At 43.6% G+C, this 16906-nt stretch carries 11 protein-coding genes and 3 rRNA genes; all 14 read left to right on the forward strand.

Translation table 11 applies throughout. From position 1 onward, the window contains the following. The first annotated feature begins 2 nt into the window (after nucleotides 1-2). Nucleotides 3-1736 carry a DNA polymerase III subunit gamma/tau gene (gene dnaX, locus PLANO_RS15350; RefSeq protein ID WP_038705284.1) on the forward strand — a complete coding sequence of 578 codons (1734 nt, stop codon included), beginning with the start codon at nucleotides 3-5 and terminating at the stop codon, nucleotides 1734-1736. Between the two features lie 27 nt (nucleotides 1737-1763). Next, nucleotides 1764-2084, forward strand: coding sequence for a YbaB/EbfC family nucleoid-associated protein (locus tag PLANO_RS15355; RefSeq protein WP_038705285.1), 321 nt, complete (start codon nucleotides 1764-1766; stop codon nucleotides 2082-2084). A 12-nt stretch (nucleotides 2085-2096) separates the two neighbouring features. Beyond that, complete coding sequence (gene recR / locus PLANO_RS15360) at nucleotides 2097-2693, forward strand: recombination mediator RecR (RefSeq protein WP_008497656.1); 597 nt, start codon at nucleotides 2097-2099, stop codon at nucleotides 2691-2693. A gap of 455 nt (nucleotides 2694-3148) precedes the next feature. After that, a 16S ribosomal RNA gene (locus PLANO_RS15365) occupies nucleotides 3149-4698 on the forward strand. A gap of 196 nt (nucleotides 4699-4894) precedes the next feature. Next, nucleotides 4895-7828 (forward strand): 23S ribosomal RNA (locus PLANO_RS15370). Between the two features lie 76 nt (nucleotides 7829-7904). Beyond that, nucleotides 7905-8020, forward strand: a 5S ribosomal RNA gene (gene rrf / locus PLANO_RS15375). The 16S, 23S and 5S rRNA genes sit together here, the layout of an rRNA operon. A 155-nt stretch (nucleotides 8021-8175) precedes the next feature. Continuing rightward, nucleotides 8176-9618 (forward strand): aminotransferase class I/II-fold pyridoxal phosphate-dependent enzyme, encoded by a 1443-nt coding sequence (locus PLANO_RS15380; protein ID WP_038705286.1) that lies wholly within the window; start codon nucleotides 8176-8178, stop codon nucleotides 9616-9618. A gap of 42 nt (nucleotides 9619-9660) precedes the next feature. Continuing rightward, nucleotides 9661-11187, forward strand: coding sequence for an exopolyphosphatase (gene ppx, locus PLANO_RS15385; RefSeq protein WP_038705287.1), 1527 nt, complete (start codon nucleotides 9661-9663; stop codon nucleotides 11185-11187). Nucleotides 11188-11224: 37 nt separating this feature from the next. Beyond that, nucleotides 11225-13336, forward strand: a complete 2112-nt coding sequence (locus tag PLANO_RS15390; protein WP_081976676.1) for an RNA degradosome polyphosphate kinase — start codon at nucleotides 11225-11227, stop codon at nucleotides 13334-13336. A gap of 115 nt (nucleotides 13337-13451) precedes the next feature. Next, nucleotides 13452-14102, forward strand: a complete 651-nt coding sequence (gene tmk, locus PLANO_RS15395; protein WP_038705288.1) for a dTMP kinase — start codon at nucleotides 13452-13454, stop codon at nucleotides 14100-14102. A 109-nt stretch (nucleotides 14103-14211) separates the two neighbouring features. Beyond that, entirely contained in the window at nucleotides 14212-14541 is a 330-nt protein-coding gene (locus PLANO_RS15400; protein WP_008498586.1) for a cyclic-di-AMP receptor, read from the forward strand. Nucleotides 14542-14662: 121 nt separating this feature from the next. Continuing rightward, nucleotides 14663-15655 (forward strand): DNA polymerase III subunit delta', encoded by a 993-nt coding sequence (gene holB / locus PLANO_RS15405; RefSeq protein ID WP_038705289.1) that lies wholly within the window; start codon nucleotides 14663-14665, stop codon nucleotides 15653-15655. A 3-nt stretch (nucleotides 15656-15658) separates the two neighbouring features. Then, entirely contained in the window at nucleotides 15659-16471 is an 813-nt protein-coding gene (locus tag PLANO_RS15410; RefSeq protein WP_038705290.1) for a PSP1 domain-containing protein, read from the forward strand. Nucleotides 16472-16481: 10 nt separating this feature from the next. Further along, the gene (gene yabA, locus PLANO_RS15415) at nucleotides 16482-16841 is read left to right on the forward strand and encodes a DNA replication initiation control protein YabA (RefSeq protein WP_008433090.1); all 360 of its coding nucleotides are present in this window, start codon (nucleotides 16482-16484) and stop codon (nucleotides 16839-16841) included. Nucleotides 16842-16906: the final 65 nt, after the last annotated feature.

A 16906-nucleotide genomic window follows, 5' to 3' on the forward strand; every position in this document is an offset into this window, starting at 1 on the left:
AGTTGGCGTATCAAGCTTTTTATCGTGTTTATAGACCACAGTCCTTTTCTGAAATGACAGGTCAGATGCATGTCAAACAAACCCTTCAAAATGCTCTCCTTTACAATAAGACGACGCATGCTTATTTGTTCTCGGGACCAAGAGGTACAGGGAAAACCAGTGCCGCTAAAATATTCGCGAAAGCGTTAAACTGCGAACAAGCTCCAACGGCAGAACCTTGTAATGAATGTACTTCTTGTAGAAGCATTAACGAAGGATCCAATACCGACGTGATTGAATTCGATGCGGCTTCCAATTCTCGTGTAGAAGAGATGCGGGAAATCATTGAAAAAGTCCGGTTTTCACCGGCCAATTCACGTTTTAAAATTTACATTATCGATGAAGTGCATATGTTATCAAACAGTGCCTTTAATGCGTTGCTAAAAACATTAGAAGAACCGCCAGAACATGTGGTCTTTATATTAGCGACGACCGAACCGCATAAACTACCATTGACGATTATTTCTCGCTGTCAGCGCTTTGATTTTAAATCTCATACGCAAGTCGATATTGTTTCTCGTATGGTAGAAGTGTTAACAGATGCGGAGATTCCTTATAATGAACAAGTGCTAAAAATCATTGCGCAAGCTGCTGCAGGTGGCATGCGGGATGCACTTAGTTTGCTCGATCAAGTAGTCTCGTTCAGCGGAGATGAAATGACGGTTGAAGATGCATTGCTCGTGACGGGTTCTGTGAGTCAAGATGTGTTTTACGGCATTGCAGAAGCGTTACTCGCTAAAGATATCGGACAAGCTTTGACATTATTAGAACAATTGGTGCGCGATGGCAAAGATCCTGTACGGTTGGTTGAAGACTTTATCACGTTTTTCCGTGATTTGTTATTGATTCAAACAGCGCCAGACCTTCATGATATGTTAGAACTTGCAGCGCATGAACCGCGTTTTGAAGAGTTGGCTAATCGTTTTGAGTCAACGACACTTTATAATTGGATAGATGTGTTATCGAAAACGCAGCAAGAAATGCGTTTTTCAAATCACACAAAAATCTATATGGAAACCGCGTTGCTGAAAATGGCACAAGCAGACGTTCCGGTACAAAGTACGGCCTCAGCTGTATCGCCTGAATTAGAAGCGAAAGTGATCCAGTTGGAAAACTTAGTGCGTGAATTACAGCAACAAGTAAAAAATGGTGCAGGAAGTGGTGCACAAGCGGCGCCGACCGAGCAGAAAAAGCGTCAGCGCGTGCAAAGTAGCTTTAAAATACCAACCGGGCGCATTCAAGACGTCTTGAAAAATGCGACCAAAGCAGATATTCAAGCAATTAAAACTAATTGGGCTACTGTCATGAATCAATTGCAGCGGTCGCATTCAGCTTTATTGAACGATGCGGAGCCAGTAGCGGCATCAGCGGATGCATTTGTGTTAAAATTCAAGTATGATATTCATTGCCAGATGGCTTCTGAAAACCAGACCTTTGCTGCGACATTCAGCCAGTTGCTAGAGCAGTATGCAGGCAAAGCGTATACACCGGTTTTCGTTCCAGACGCCAGTTGGCTGAAAATCCGTGAAGAGTTTATTAAACATAGCGGGTTAAAGTCTGGCACTGAAGAAAAGCAGTCAGAGTCTGAAGAAGAAAATCCGTTTTCGGGTGAAGGGGCAGTAGCGGAAGAAGATCCGTTTATCTCAGAAGCCGAGCGTCTTTTCGGAAAAGACTTTGTCGAAGTTCATGATGATTAAAATGAAAATTCTAAGGAGGAACTAATTATGCGCGGTGGAGGAAATATGCAAGGCATGATGAAACAAATGCAAAAAATGCAAAAAGAAATGGCAGTGGCTCAAGAAGAGCTAGGAACATTGAAGTTTGAAGGATCAGCAGGCGGCGGTATGGTTAAAGTAACTGTATCTGGACATAAAGAAGTATTGGATATGGTTCTTGATCCAACTGTAGTAGACCCAGAAGATGTTGAAATGTTACAAGATCTTTTAGTTGTTGCGACAAACGAAGCGTTTAAAAAAGCGGATGAACATGCGAATTCCACAATGGGGAAATTCACGAAGGGCTTAAATCTCCCGGGCATGTTCTAGGAGGTAAACGAGATGCATTATCCAGAACCCATTTCAAAATTAATGGAGAGTTTTATGAAATTGCCAGGAATCGGGCCGAAAACAGCGGCCCGTCTGGCGTTTTTTGTTCTCGGTATGAAAGAGGATACAGTGCTTGATTTTGCAAAAGCGTTGGTCGATGCAAAACGAAACTTGAGCTTTTGCTCGGTCTGCGGGCATATTACCGATGTCGACCCTTGTCATATTTGTCAGGATCAACAACGTGACCGCACGACGATTTGCGTAGTACAAGACCCGAAAGACGTCATTGCGATGGAGAAGATGCGTGATTACAAAGGTTTGTATCATGTCTTGCAAGGGGCGATTTCACCAATGGATGGAATTGGTCCTGAAGACATCAATGTTCCATCTCTATTGAAACGTCTTCAAGATGAAGAAGTAGAAGAGTTGATCTTAGCTACCAACCCAACAATCGAGGGAGAAGCGACAGCGATGTATATTTCTCGTCTCGTAAGACCGTCAGGAATCAAGACGACTCGAATTGCACACGGACTTCCAGTGGGTGGAGATTTAGAGTATGCCGATGAAGTGACTTTATCAAAAGCGTTGGAAGGTCGACGAGAGCTTTAATAGAGGTTTTGGATTTCTAAAAAAATGGAAAAAATTCTGATTTATTATGTTTTGGATATAATTGTTAGAAGTGTGAATCGTCCATTGTATAGAAAGAGAGAAAAAGAAGTTGGATTAAAATGGCTTTTATAAAGCAATTCAAACAACTTCTTTTTTAAACTCTTATATAGAAGGAAAAGAGAATCTAGTAGTTAATGTTTTATAAATATAATTTTATTTACCAAAAGTGTTGACAGTCTGAAGTATATGCTTTAGTATCATAGGAGTCGTAAAGAACGACACAACAACTTGAAACAACTTGAACCTTGAAAACTGAACAGCAAAACGTCAACAAATAGCAACGGTCGCGCAAAACGGCCCGCGCAAAACTTACTAATCAGCTTACGCAGATCAAAGCGAATCGTGCGTCTTCGGACGGCGATACGCCAGCAGTATTGAGCAATCAACACTACTCTATAATGGAGAGTTTGATCCTGGCTCAGGACGAACGCTGGCGGCGTGCCTAATACATGCAAGTCGAGCGGAACATTGGGAGCTTGCTCCCAATGTTTAGCGGCGGACGGGTGAGTAACACGTGGGCAACCTGCCCTGCAGATCGGGATAACTCCGGGAAACCGGTGCTAATACCGAATAGTTTGCGGCCTCTCCTGAGGCTGCACGGAAAGACGGTTTCGGCTGTCACTGCAGGATGGGCCCGCGGCGCATTAGCTAGTTGGTGGGGTAATGGCCTACCAAGGCGACGATGCGTAGCCGACCTGAGAGGGTGATCGGCCACACTGGGACTGAGACACGGCCCAGACTCCTACGGGAGGCAGCAGTAGGGAATCTTCCGCAATGGACGAAAGTCTGACGGAGCAACGCCGCGTGAGTGACGAAGGTTTTCGGATCGTAAAACTCTGTTGTGAGGGAAGAACAAGTACCAAGTAACTACTGGTACCTTGACGGTACCTCACCAGAAAGCCACGGCTAACTACGTGCCAGCAGCCGCGGTAATACGTAGGTGGCAAGCGTTGTCCGGAATTATTGGGCGTAAAGCGCGCGCAGGCGGTTCTTTAAGTCTGATGTGAAAGCCCACGGCTCAACCGTGGAGGGTCATTGGAAACTGGAGAACTTGAGTGCAGAAGAGGAAAGTGGAATTCCATGTGTAGCGGTGAAATGCGTAGAGATGTGGAGGAACACCAGTGGCGAAGGCGACTTTCTGGTCTGTAACTGACGCTGAGGCGCGAAAGCGTGGGGAGCAAACAGGATTAGATACCCTGGTAGTCCACGCCGTAAACGATGAGTGCTAAGTGTTAGGGGGTTTCCGCCCCTTAGTGCTGCAGCTAACGCATTAAGCACTCCGCCTGGGGAGTACGGCCGCAAGGCTGAAACTCAAAGGAATTGACGGGGGCCCGCACAAGCGGTGGAGCATGTGGTTTAATTCGAAGCAACGCGAAGAACCTTACCAGGTCTTGACATCCCACTGCCCGGTGTAGAGATACACTTTTCCCTTCGGGGACAGTGGTGACAGGTGGTGCATGGTTGTCGTCAGCTCGTGTCGTGAGATGTTGGGTTAAGTCCCGCAACGAGCGCAACCCTTGATCTTAGTTGCCAGCATTCAGTTGGGCACTCTAAGGTGACTGCCGGTGACAAACCGGAGGAAGGTGGGGATGACGTCAAATCATCATGCCCCTTATGACCTGGGCTACACACGTGCTACAATGGACGGTACAAAGGGTTGCCAACCCGCGAGGGGGAGCCAATCCCATAAAACCGTTCTCAGTTCGGATTGTAGGCTGCAACTCGCCTGCATGAAGCCGGAATCGCTAGTAATCGTGGATCAGCATGCCACGGTGAATACGTTCCCGGGCCTTGTACACACCGCCCGTCACACCACGAGAGTTTGTAACACCCGAAGTCGGTGAGGTAACCCTTGTGGAGCCAGCCGCCGAAGGTGGGACAGATGATTGGGGTGAAGTCGTAACAAGGTAGCCGTATCGGAAGGTGCGGCTGGATCACCTCCTTTCTAAGGATAAATTCGGAACCGAGTTTTCTCGGGGTTGACGTTTTGCGTTCAGTTTTGAAGGTTCACCTTCAGGCGGCAACGCCTTTTTTTGTGACTTTCAAACTTGTTCTTTGAAAACTGGATAAAACGACATTGAAACAAATGCAAGAAATTCAAGTACGCGTGACCATTGGTCACAACTTTTTAATTAACCATTGGTTAAGTTAGAAAGGGCGCACGGTGGATGCCTTGGCACTAGGAGCCGAAGAAGGACGGCACTAACACCGATATGCTTCGGGGAGCTGTAAGTGAGCGATGATCCGGAGATTTCCGAATGGGGGAACCCACTACCTTTAATCGGGTAGTATCCATGTGTGAATCTATAGCACATGAGAAGGCAGACCCAGGGAACTGAAACATCTAAGTACCTGGAGGAAGAGAAAGCAAATGCGATTCCCTGAGTAGCGGCGAGCGAAACGGGATCAGCCCAAACCAAGAGGCTTGCCTCTTGGGGTTGTAGGACACTCTATACGGAGTTACAAAAGGTAGGATTAGGCGAAGCGACCTGGAACGGTCCGCCACAGCGGGTAACAGCCCCGTAGCCGAAAACCCTACCCCTCCAGAGTGGATCCTGAGTACGGCGGAACACGTGAAATTCCGTCGGAATCTGGGAGGACCATCTCCCAAGGCTAAATACTTCCTAGTGACCGATAGTGAACCAGTACCGTGAGGGAAAGGTGAAAAGCACCCCGGAAGGGGAGTGAAATAGATCCTGAAACCGTGTGCCTACAAGTAGTCAAAGCCCGTTAATGGGTGATGGCGTGCCTTTTGTAGAATGAACCGGCGAGTTACGATTACATGCAAGGTTAAGCTGAGAAGGCGGAGCCGCAGCGAAAGCGAGTCTGAATAGGGCGCCAGAGTATGTAGTTGTAGACCCGAAACCAGGTGATCTACCCATGTCCAGGGTGAAGGTAAGGTAACACTTACTGGAGGCCCGAACCCACGCACGTTGAAAAGTGCGGGGATGAGGTGTGGGTAGCGGAGAAATTCCAATCGAACCTGGAGATAGCTGGTTCTCTCCGAAATAGCTTTAGGGCTAGCCTCAAGATAGAGAATCCTGGAGGTAGAGCACTGTTTGGACTAGGGGCCCATCCCGGGTTACCGAATTCAGACAAACTCCGAATGCCAGTGATTTATGCTTGGGAGTCAGACTGCGAGTGATAAGATCCGTAGTCAAGAGGGAAACAGCCCAGACCACCAGCTAAGGTCCCCAAATATCCGTTAAGTGGAAAAGGATGTGGCGTTGCTTAGACAACCAGGATGTTGGCTTAGAAGCAGCCATCATTTAAAGAGTGCGTAATAGCTCACTGGTCGAGTGACACTGCGCCGAAAATGTACCGGGGCTAAACGGATTACCGAAGCTGTGGATGGATCTCGTAAGAGATCCGTGGTAGGAGAGCGTTCTAAGGGCGTAGAAGTCAGACCGGAAGGACTGGTGGAGCGCTTAGAAGTGAGAATGCCGGTATGAGTAACGAAAGACGGGTGAGAATCCCGTCCACCGAATGCCTAAGGTTTCCTGAGGAAGGCTCGTCCGCTCAGGGTTAGTCGGGACCTAAGTCGAGGCCGATAGGCGTAGACGATGGACAACAGGTTGATATTCCTGTACCACCTCCCCGCCGTTTGAGCAATGGGGGGACGCAGAAGGATAAGGAGAGCGTGCCGTTGGTTGTGCACGTCCAAGCAGTGAGGCGTGGAATGAGGCAAATCCCATTCCTGATACGTTGAGCTGTGATGGCAAGAGGGTTTACCCTTAGAGTCCCTGATTTCACACTGCCAAGAAAAGCCTCTAGCGAGGCGGGAGGTGCCCGTACCGCAAACCGACACAGGTAGGCGAGAAGAGAATTCTAAGGTGAGCGAGTGAACTCTCGTTAAGGAACTCGGCAAAATGACCCCGTAACTTCGGGAGAAGGGGTGCTCTGGTAGGGTGAATAGCCCGAGAGAGCCGCAGTGAATAGGCCCAGGCGACTGTTTAGCAAAAACACAGGTCTCTGCAAAACCGTAAGGTGACGTATAGGGGCTGACGCCTGCCCGGTGCTGGAAGGTTAAGAGGAGTGCTTAGCGCAAGCGAAGGTGCGAATTGAAGCCCCAGTAAACGGCGGCCGTAACTATAACGGTCCTAAGGTAGCGAAATTCCTTGTCGGGTAAGTTCCGACCCGCACGAAAGGCGTAACGATCTGGGCACTGTCTCAACGAGAGACTCGGTGAAATTATAGTACCTGTGAAGATGCAGGTTACCCGCGACAGGACGGAAAGACCCCGTGGAGCTTTACTGTAGCCTGATATTGAATTTTGGTGCAACTTGTACAGGATAGGTAGGAGCCTGAGATTCCGGAGCGCCAGCTTCGGAGGAGGCGTCAGTGGGATACTACCCTGGTTGTATTGAAATTCTAACCCACAAGCCTGATCGGCTTGGGAGACAGTGTCAGGCGGGCAGTTTGACTGGGGCGGTCGCCTCCTAAAGAGTAACGGAGGCGCCCAAAGGTTCCCTCAGAATGGTTGGAAATCATTCGTAGAGTGTAAAGGCAGAAGGGAGCTTGACTGCGAGACGTACATGTCGAGCAGGGTCGAAAGACGGGCTTAGTGATCCGGTGGTTCCGCATGGAAGGGCCATCGCTCAACGGATAAAAGCTACCCCGGGGATAACAGGCTTATCTCCCCCAAGAGTCCACATCGACGGGGAGGTTTGGCACCTCGATGTCGGCTCATCGCATCCTGGGGCTGTAGTCGGTCCCAAGGGTTGGGCTGTTCGCCCATTAAAGCGGTACGCGAGCTGGGTTCAGAACGTCGTGAGACAGTTCGGTCCCTATCCGTCGCGGGCGCAGGAAATTTGAGAGGAGCTGTCCTTAGTACGAGAGGACCGGGATGGACACACCGCTGGTGTACCAGTTGTTCTGCCAAGGGCATCGCTGGGTAGCTATGTGTGGCCGGGATAAGTGCTGAAAGCATCTAAGCACGAAGCCCCCCTCAAGATGAGATTTCCCATTGCGCAAGCAAGTAAGATCCCTCAAAGACGATGAGGTAGATAGGTTCGAGGTGGAAGCGTGGCGACACGTGCAGCTGACGAATACTAATCGATCGAGGACTTAACCAACAAATTGTAGGCGAAAATCTTGCACGTTCCAATGTCGTTTATCCAGTTTTGAGTGAACAAGCACTCAACCAAATAGTCCAGTGATGATGGCAAAGAGGCCACACCCGTTCCCATCCCGAACACGGCAGTTAAGCTCTTTTGCGCTGATGGTAGTTGGGGGTTTCCCCCTGTGAGAGTAAGACGTCGCTGGGCAATTCAAGAAAGTCGTTACCGATTCCGGTAACGGCTTTTTTGTGTTTGAAAAAAATGAAATGAAAGAATAACCTGATCTTTTAGTTTCGAAACCGCGATTCTTAAAAAAGACTTGTTATAATGAAATCAATTAATCAATGTGAGGATGAAAGTTTATGACGCAACGACGTCCGATTGTAGATGCCTTAATTCAGTTTCAAAAAAAACAGCCGATTTCTTTTCATGTACCGGGCCATAAGCACGGAATCTTATCAGGGCTACCTAAAGAAATTCACCCCGCACTTTCCTATGATTTAACAGAATTAACGGGATTGGATGATCTTCATTATCCAGAAGGGGTGATTCGAGAAGCTCAGCTTTTATTGGCAGAGGCTTACGGAGCCAAAGAAAGCTTTTTACTGGTCAATGGTTCAACTGTCGGGAATTTGGCGATGATTCATGCCGCATGTAAAGAAGGAGATGTGGTGATTGTTCAGCGCAATTCGCATAAGTCGATTTTCCACGCATTAGAGCTTGCACATGTGCGCCCTGTCTACGTTTCACCCCAATGGGATGAATACTCTATGACAGCTGCTGCAGTGTCTTTAAAAGCAATTAACGCAGCAATCAACGCATATCCTGAAGCAAAGGCTGTCGTGCTCACCTACCCGAACTATTACGGAGTGGTTTCGGATGAACTCTCTGAAATTATCACCATATGCCATGAAAAAGAAATAGCTGTTTTAGTAGATGAAGCACACGGAGCTCATTTTCAGGCAGGTGAGCCGTTTCCAGTTTCGGCCCTAGAGTTAGGAGCAGACGTCGTTGTGCAATCGGCGCATAAAACTTTGCCAGCTATGACGATGGGGTCTTATTTACATATGGGCAGCAATCGTGTAAGTGTCAAAAAGGTCAAAAAGTATTTGCGAATGTTTCAATCGAGCAGTCCATCGTATTTAATCTTAGCTTCGTTAGATGATGCACGAGCTTATCTTCAAAGTTACTCCCCACCCGATATTCGGTCGTTTAATGATAAGCGTGAACGTTTTCTAAGCAGCTTGCGGATGATTCCACAGTTACTCGTAGTGGAATCGGATGATCCGTTAAAAATCATGTTACGTGTTGCTCACCATAGTGGCTATCAACTAAAAGAAAAACTCGAGCAAGTTGGTATTGAAGTTGAACTAGCAGATCTTTTTCAAGTATTGCTGATTTTGCCATTATTAAAACAGCGTCATGCTTATCCATTTGCAGAAATTCGAATTCGTTTAAAAGAAGCGGTAGCCATGCTTGATGGAGAAATCAGGCAAGAAATAAAAATGGAAATAAATAAATTAGACGATGTGACAGTGCCAGAGTTGTCTTTTGAAGAAATCGACTTAGCTGACCAAGAATGGGTTTCCTACACACAAATTATCGGACGGATTGCGGCAGGGATGGTGACACCTTATCCACCGGGTATCCCATTAATTGTAGCTGGTGAAAAATGGACCATGCTTAAAGTGGAAGAATTGATGAATCATCTAGCTGCAAAGGCGCAAATTCAAGGTGATCACCGTTTAGCATCTAAAGAGTTGCCAGTTCTTATGCAAGATACTGAAGTAGTAAGCAAAGTATAAAAGGGTATACTAAAGCATCGACTAGGATGAGGAGGGATTTTCATGGAGCAAGAAAAATATGCAATCATTGATATCGGTTCGAATACCATTCGACTTGTCATTTATACACGGGACAAAAGCGGACGCTTTACTGAAAGTGAGAACGTTAAAGCAGTGGCTCGACTGCGAAGTTATTTAAACGAGGATAATGTTCTAGAACAAGAAGGTATTGAACTATTAGTGAAGACATTAAAAAGCTTTCAGGAAGTGACTCGTCATCATCAATTAAAATCTATTAAATGCGTTGCGACTGCTGCAGTACGTCAGGCAGAAAATCGAGCCGCTATTTTAACAACAGTAGAGGACGAAACTGATTTTTCTATCCGTATTTTATCTGAATATGAAGAAGCACATTATGGCTATCTCGCGGTAGTCAATTCAACACCATTCACTAGTGGCATCACCGTTGACATTGGTGGAGGAAGCACGGAAATTACGTATTTTAAAGATCGTCAGCTCATTTATTTCTATAGTTTTCCATTTGGCGTGTTGTCTTTAAAAGAGCAGTTTATCCAAGAGGATACGCCGAAAAAAGGAGAAATGCGTGAGTTACAAAGCTTTTTAAAAGAACAATTCGATCAGTTAGAGTGGCTAGCCGATAAACGCTTGCCGCTAATTGGTATCGGAGGAAGTGCGCGAAATATGGCTCAAATTCATCAAGAGCATATTGAATATCCTTTTTCTGGTGTGCATCAATACATGATGAACAAAGATGATGTAGAAGAAGTTTATGACTTGTTGAATTCTCAAGATTTTTCAGAGCTTCAACGATTGGAAGGTTTATCAAAAGACCGAGCCGACATCATTATCCCTGCCGTTGAAGTGTTTCGTTATTTGATGGAGATGATTGATACAAAAGAGTTTGCGCTGAGTAGAAAAGGTTTACGGGACGGAGTCTTTTATGAAGAGATGACGAAAAGCTTTGATTTGACGGTATTTCCTAATGTTATAGAAGAAAGCTTTCATGAGTTAGCCATTGATTATGACATTAATTTAACTCATGCATTCCATGTTACAAATAGTGCGTTACTCATTTCAAAAGCTTTAGAAGCTATTGATTTATTGTCTTTGGAAGAACAAGATTATAAACGTTTAAAACTGAGCAGTGCTCTCTATAATTTAGGCAGTTATATCGATTCAGAATCTAGTCATCAACATACGTTTTACTTATTAAGCAATCGAACGATAGATGGCTTGTTGCATAAAGAACGCGTTATTATCGCATTGATGGCTTCGTTTAAAAACAAAGGGGTTTTTAAACGAAATGTCGCACTTTATGAAAAGTGGTTTACTAAAGACGAATTAGCAAAATATACATTACTCGGAGCAATCATTAAAGTAGCTTATAGTTTGAATGCGACTAAGCGGGATATCGTCGAAAGGATTGAGCTCGACCAACAAGACGATGTGTTGGTTTTCTCTGTTCAATGTCGTGAAGATTGGGAGCCTGAGCAATACCAAGTGGAAAAACAGAAAAAACATTTGGAAAAACAGCTTAAACAAACGGTGGAATTTAAGTTTTATAAATAATCAATCGCTAAAAACAGAGTAAAAGGTGGTGCGGGCAGTGGAGACAGGGAAAAAGAAGAATATGGAACTCAGAAATCCGGCTTATTATAATAACCGAGAATTGAGTTGGCTCGCTTTTAATGAACGTGTTCTACAAGAAGCACTTGATAAAAAAAATCCTTTACTGGAAAGGCTAAAGTTTTTAGCGATTTTCAGTTCGAATTTAGACGAATTTTTTATGGTTCGTGTCGCAGGGCTGCAAGATCAAGTGAAAGTTGGTTTTACAAAGCCTGAAAACAAAGCGGGAATGACACCAAAGCAGCAGCTAAATGAAATCGCAATGAAAACCCATCAACTTGTAGATTTACAGTACGAAACAGTACGAAATACATTATTGCCAAAGCTTCAAAAAGAACATGTCGAGTTTATGAAGATGAAAGATTTAAATGCTGAACAAATAGAAGCAATGGAAGTGTATTTTGAAGATTATATTTTCCCTGTACTGACGCCTATGGCAATTGATGCGTATCGGACTTTTCCGATGTTGCTCAATAAAAGCATCAACTTAGCTGTGAAATTAGAAGCGGAAAAAAAACAAGACGAAGAGGGACAGAAAATCGCGATTGTTCAAGTGCCTGCAGTGTTGGAACGATTTGTTCAGATTGAGCCAGAGAAGAGTAGTCACAAATTAGTGTTATTAGAAGATGTTATTAGTTTCTTTATTCATAAGCTATTTCACGGGTATCAAGTTACTTCAGTTTCCGTGTTCCGAATTACACGGAATGCCGACATGACCATACATGAAGAAGGCGCGCGCGATTTACTAAAAGAAATTGAAGAAGAGCTTCGTAAGCGAAAGTGGGGAGCAGCAGTTCGTTTAGAGGTGCAACAACCTGGATTTGATTTGGATATTTTGGATTATTTGACGGACGAACTAGAAGTCCATAAAAAAGATGTTTATGCAATTGAAGGATTTTTAGATTTAACAGCATTTTTCAACTTTTATAAGAAAATGGCACCTGTTTGGGAGCATTTGGTCTTTGAAGGAAAAGTTTCTCAATTGCCAGCTGGTATGGAGACAGGCAAGCAGATCTTTCAAAAAGTCAGTGAGCAAGATGTCTTTTTGCATCATCCGTATGAGTCCTTTGAGCCTGTTGTCCAATTTATTTCAGAAGCTGCAGATGATCAAGATGTTTTAGCAATCAAGCAGACTTTATACCGTGTTAGTGGAGATTCACCCGTTATTAAAGCATTGAAAAGAGCGGCAGAAAACGGCAAACAAGTAACCGTGCTCGTTGAATTAAAAGCTCGTTTTGATGAAGAAAACAATGTTCATTGGGCAAAAGAGTTAGAAAAAGCGGGTTGTCATGTTATTTATGGCATGACGCATTTGAAAACACATAGTAAAATTACGCTCGTTGTCCGTAAAAAAGAAAATAAAATTGAACGATTTGTTCATTTAGGTACCGGTAATTACAACGATCAAACCGCTAAAATTTATACCGATATGAGTTTGTTTACGTCAAAACGACAATTTGGAATAGATGCAACTAATTTCTTTAATTATTTGAGCGGTTATACGGAAAAACCGGAGTTTCATTACTTATCAGTAGCACCATTTACGATTCGAAAAGACATTATTGAATTGATCGATGCAGAAATTCGTTTTCAGAAAAAAAACGGCAACGGCCGGATTGTTGCAAAAATGAACTCATTAACAGATAAGGCTATTATTATGAAACTATATGAAGCATCGAGTGCTGGAGTCAAAGTAGAGTTAATCGTTAGAGGAATTTGTTGTTTGCGACCAGGAATACCGGGAGTAAGTGAAAACATCCGAGTACGAAGCATTGTCGGTAGTCTCCTAGAACATAGTCGTGTCTATTTTTTCAATCAAAATGGAAAAGAAAGAATTTTTTTATCTTCAGCAGATATGATGACCCGAAATTTAAACAACCGCATTGAAATATTATTTCCAATTATCGATGATAAAATTAAAGACCAAGTCCAAACTATTTTGGAATTAGGGCTGTTGGATAATGTCAAAGCTAGAGAGCAAGCTGCAGATGGAGTTTATGATTATGTTTCTCGTAAAGATCATGAACATGCTGTAGACAGCCAAATGGAATTGTTTCGGCGAGCTTACCAAGTGGCAGAAGATGAAGAATAGTGGCAATTATGTAGTTTTACAAGCTTACTGTAAAAGGCATTCTGTTTCGTGTATAGTATAAAGAGTTTGAAACAGTAGATTATGATTAATTTCATGGAATAAGGTGATCAGTAAAATGAGTCTTTTAATCAATCTTGAAGGTGGAGAAGGATCGGGGAAATCAACGGTTCTGAAAATGTTGGCAGAAGCATTAACGGAAAAAGGATATTCGGTTGTTTGTACGAGAGAACCGGGCGGCATCGATATTGCCGAACAAATTCGTGAAGTGATTTTAAACCGAGAAAATACAGCAATGGATGCACGAACAGAAGCTTTGTTATATGCTGCTGCAAGAAGACAGCATTTAGTGGAGAAAATTATTCCTGCGCTCGAAGCGGGAAGCATTGTGTTATGTGATCGATACATTGATTCGAGTCTAGCATATCAAGGTTATGCACGCGGTCTAGGTATGGATGAAATTTTTGCCATCAATAAATTTGCCATCGATGAATACATGCCAGACTTGACTCTGTATTTTGATGTAAATCCGAAAGTCGGATTGGCTCGGATTGAGAAGGATGCGGGGCGTGAAGTAAACCGTTTAGATGTAGAATCGATGAAGTTTCACTATAAGGTAAGAGAAGGTTATTTATTGTTGTTAAGTCAAAATCCGGAACGTATTCGTTTAGTAAATGCAGAAAACGAGCTTCCAGTCGTTTTTACAGATGCATTAGAAACGGCAATACGTTTTATAGAAGAACGACAAACGACAGTAGATCTCACATAAGTCTTTTCGAAGCATCTATTTTTTGATTAAATGATGGGAAAGATATGCAGTGCTTAGCTTTGTTCATGTTATACTTATATAGAAGAAAGATAAAAAGGAGTGGGTGCTGATGAAACTCGTAGTAGCAGTTGTACAGGACCAAGACAGTAACCGATTATCCAATGCATTAACAAAAAATGATTTCCGGGCTACAAAGCTTGCCAGTACAGGAGGGTTTTTACGCTCAGGGAACACCACCTTTTTAATCGGTGTTGAAGATGATCTCATCCCGAAATTGATGGACTTGATTCGTGAAAATTGCCGTTCTCGTGAACAAATGGTCGCGCCAGTTTCACCTATGGGTGGTAACGCTGACTCATACATTCCTTATCCTGTGGAAGTTGAAGTAGGCGGAGCAACAATTTTTGTCTTGCCAATTGAACAATTCCATCATTTTTAATCAATAGGACAAGTAAGTTTCCTGTGATAACTAACACGGGTATCGTCCAGCAAGTAACATAAACAATACCCGTGATCCAATCGGAACACGGGATTTTTTACAAAGTCTGAAGGTGAAGTTGATGCAAAAAACAACTGATGAATTTTTGGAGATGCAACCGGTAGTTATGAAGCGACTGCAAGGAGCTTATGGAAAAGAGCGTCTCGCGCATGCTTATCTATTTGAAGGGCCTGCAGGATCAGGAAAAAAAGAAATCACTCATTTTTTTGTGAAGCTCTTGCTATGCGAATCACCTATTGAAAATGTTCCATGTGAAACATGTCGGAGCTGTCAATTGTATAATTCCGGAAATCACACAAATGTCATTTTCATCGAACCGGATGGTCAAAACATTAAAATCGACCAAATCCGCGAGTTAATTTTTAAATTGAATAAAACGGGCTTAAATACAGGCCGTAAAATATACGTAATTGAGCAGGCAGACCGGATGAATAATTCTTCTGCTAATGCGCTATTGAAGTTTTTAGAAGAGCCGGAGTTTAATGTTACGGCTATCTTGTTAACAGAACGTCTGAATGCGATAATGAGTACAATTCGTTCTCGTTGCCAATTGGTATCATTTCGTCCATTATCACGTTCAAAGTTGATGGGGAAGTTGATAGCGGATGGTATGACTGAATCTATGGCAGCAACCGTGAGCATGTTAACACAAAGCGAAGATGAAGCTATTGCATTAAGTCAAGACGAACAGTTTTCACAAGCAAGAAAAACCGTTTTAAAAATGGTAGAAGTGGCGAGTAGCAATGTTCATGAAGCACTTTTAATGCTTCAATCCGACTGGCTGCCATTATTTAAAGAAAAAGAAGATGCCGAAAGAGGTCTAGACATGTTATTATTTGCATATCGGGACATCGCTTCGGTAAAAGCAGGTCTTGAGACTGCACGAACATATCCAGACATGGAAGAAACTTGGAAGCAGATGGCTCTCCAACGCTCCTTTACGGTATTGTCCAAGCAGTTGCAGGCTATATTACAAGCCAAACAGCAATTGCCACGCAATATGAACCGGACGCTGTTGATGGAGCAGTTAATGCTGAATCTGCAGGAGGGGTAGCAATTGTATAATGTGATAGGAGTTCGCTTCAAGAAAGCGGGTAAAATATATTATTTCGATCCAGCTGAATTAGGCATCGAAAAAGACGACTATGTCATCGTAGAAACAGCAAGAGGCATAGAATATGGAAAAGTAGTTGTGCCAACGAAAACAGTTGGAGAAAACGATGTGGTTTTGCCTTTAAAACAAGTGGTGAGAATAGCAACAGAACGTGATCGCCAACAAGTAGAGGAAAATCGACTAGAAGCAAGTCGTGCCTTTGAGATGGGTACTGAAAAAATTGAAGAACATCGACTGGATATGAAGCTAGTTGATGTCGAATACACGTTTGATCGCAACAAAGTTATTTTTTACTTTACGGCAGAAGGTCGTGTGGATTTCCGGAACTTGGTCAAAGACTTGGCTTCCATTTTCCGTACACGCATTGAACTTCGCCAAATCGGTGTTCGTGATGAAGCAAAAATGCTTGGTGGCATAGGTCCCTGTGGGCGTATGTTGTGCTGTTCTACATTTTTAGGGGATTTTGAACCAGTATCCATTAAAATGGCGAAAGATCAAAATTTATCGTTAAACCCTTCGAAAATCTCAGGCTTATGTGGCCGCTTAATGTGCTGCTTAAAATATGAGAACGATGAGTATGAAACAGCGAAAAAAGAAATGCCAGATGTTGGAACACGAGTAACGACGCCAGACGGCGATGGTCGTGTTGTTGGCATGAACATTTTAGAACGAATTTTAAAAATTCGTTTAACTGAGCAAGAACAAACACTTGAATATACATTAGATGAGATAATGGGCCAAGGAACGAGAGCGTGAGGTGGTTTAAGTGAAGGAAAAAAACTTTTTAGATACAGTCATGGAATTTGAACAGCAACTCCAATCAATGCAAGAGCAATTTAGCGAGTTAAAAGCCGTTGTTGCTCGAACGATGGAAGAACACCATGCGTTGCAGTTAGAAAATCATCATTTACGTTCACGATTGGATGAATTTCATAAGGCAGTGCCAGAAGTGGCAGCGGTAGATCCGGTGAAATTGAAAAAAGCTGTTATGGATATTGGTGAAGGCTACGATAACTTAGCGCGCTTATATCATGAAGGTTATCATGTCTGCAACGTCCATTTCGGAAGTTCCCGAAAAGGCGATGATTGTCTGTTTTGTTTGTCATTCCTGAATAAACAAAACTAAAAAGTAAAGATGAAGACTGATAAAGAGAAAGGCTTCCGACACTTCGTGTGGCGGCAGCCTTTTGT

The sequence above is a fragment of the Planococcus sp. PAMC 21323 genome (assembly GCF_000785555.1).
GTDB lineage: Bacteria > Bacillota > Bacilli > Bacillales_A > Planococcaceae > Planococcus.

What these genes read in the sequence shown, in the direction of transcription:
- PLANO_RS15400 (WP_008498586.1), top strand. Translation starts at nt 14,212, where the DNA reads ATGAAACTCGTAGTAGCAGTTGTACAGGACCAAGACAGTAACCGATTA.
- recR (WP_008497656.1), top strand. Translation starts at nt 2,097, where the DNA reads ATGCATTATCCAGAACCCATTTCAAAATTAATGGAGAGTTTTATGAAA.
- holB (WP_038705289.1), top strand. Translation starts at nt 14,663, where the DNA reads ATGCAAAAAACAACTGATGAATTTTTGGAGATGCAACCGGTAGTTATG.
- PLANO_RS15355 (WP_038705285.1), top strand. Translation starts at nt 1,764, where the DNA reads ATGCGCGGTGGAGGAAATATGCAAGGCATGATGAAACAAATGCAAAAA.
- tmk (WP_038705288.1), top strand. Translation starts at nt 13,452, where the DNA reads ATGAGTCTTTTAATCAATCTTGAAGGTGGAGAAGGATCGGGGAAATCA.
- PLANO_RS15380 (WP_038705286.1), top strand. Translation starts at nt 8,176, where the DNA reads ATGACGCAACGACGTCCGATTGTAGATGCCTTAATTCAGTTTCAAAAA.
- ppx (WP_038705287.1), top strand. Translation starts at nt 9,661, where the DNA reads ATGGAGCAAGAAAAATATGCAATCATTGATATCGGTTCGAATACCATT.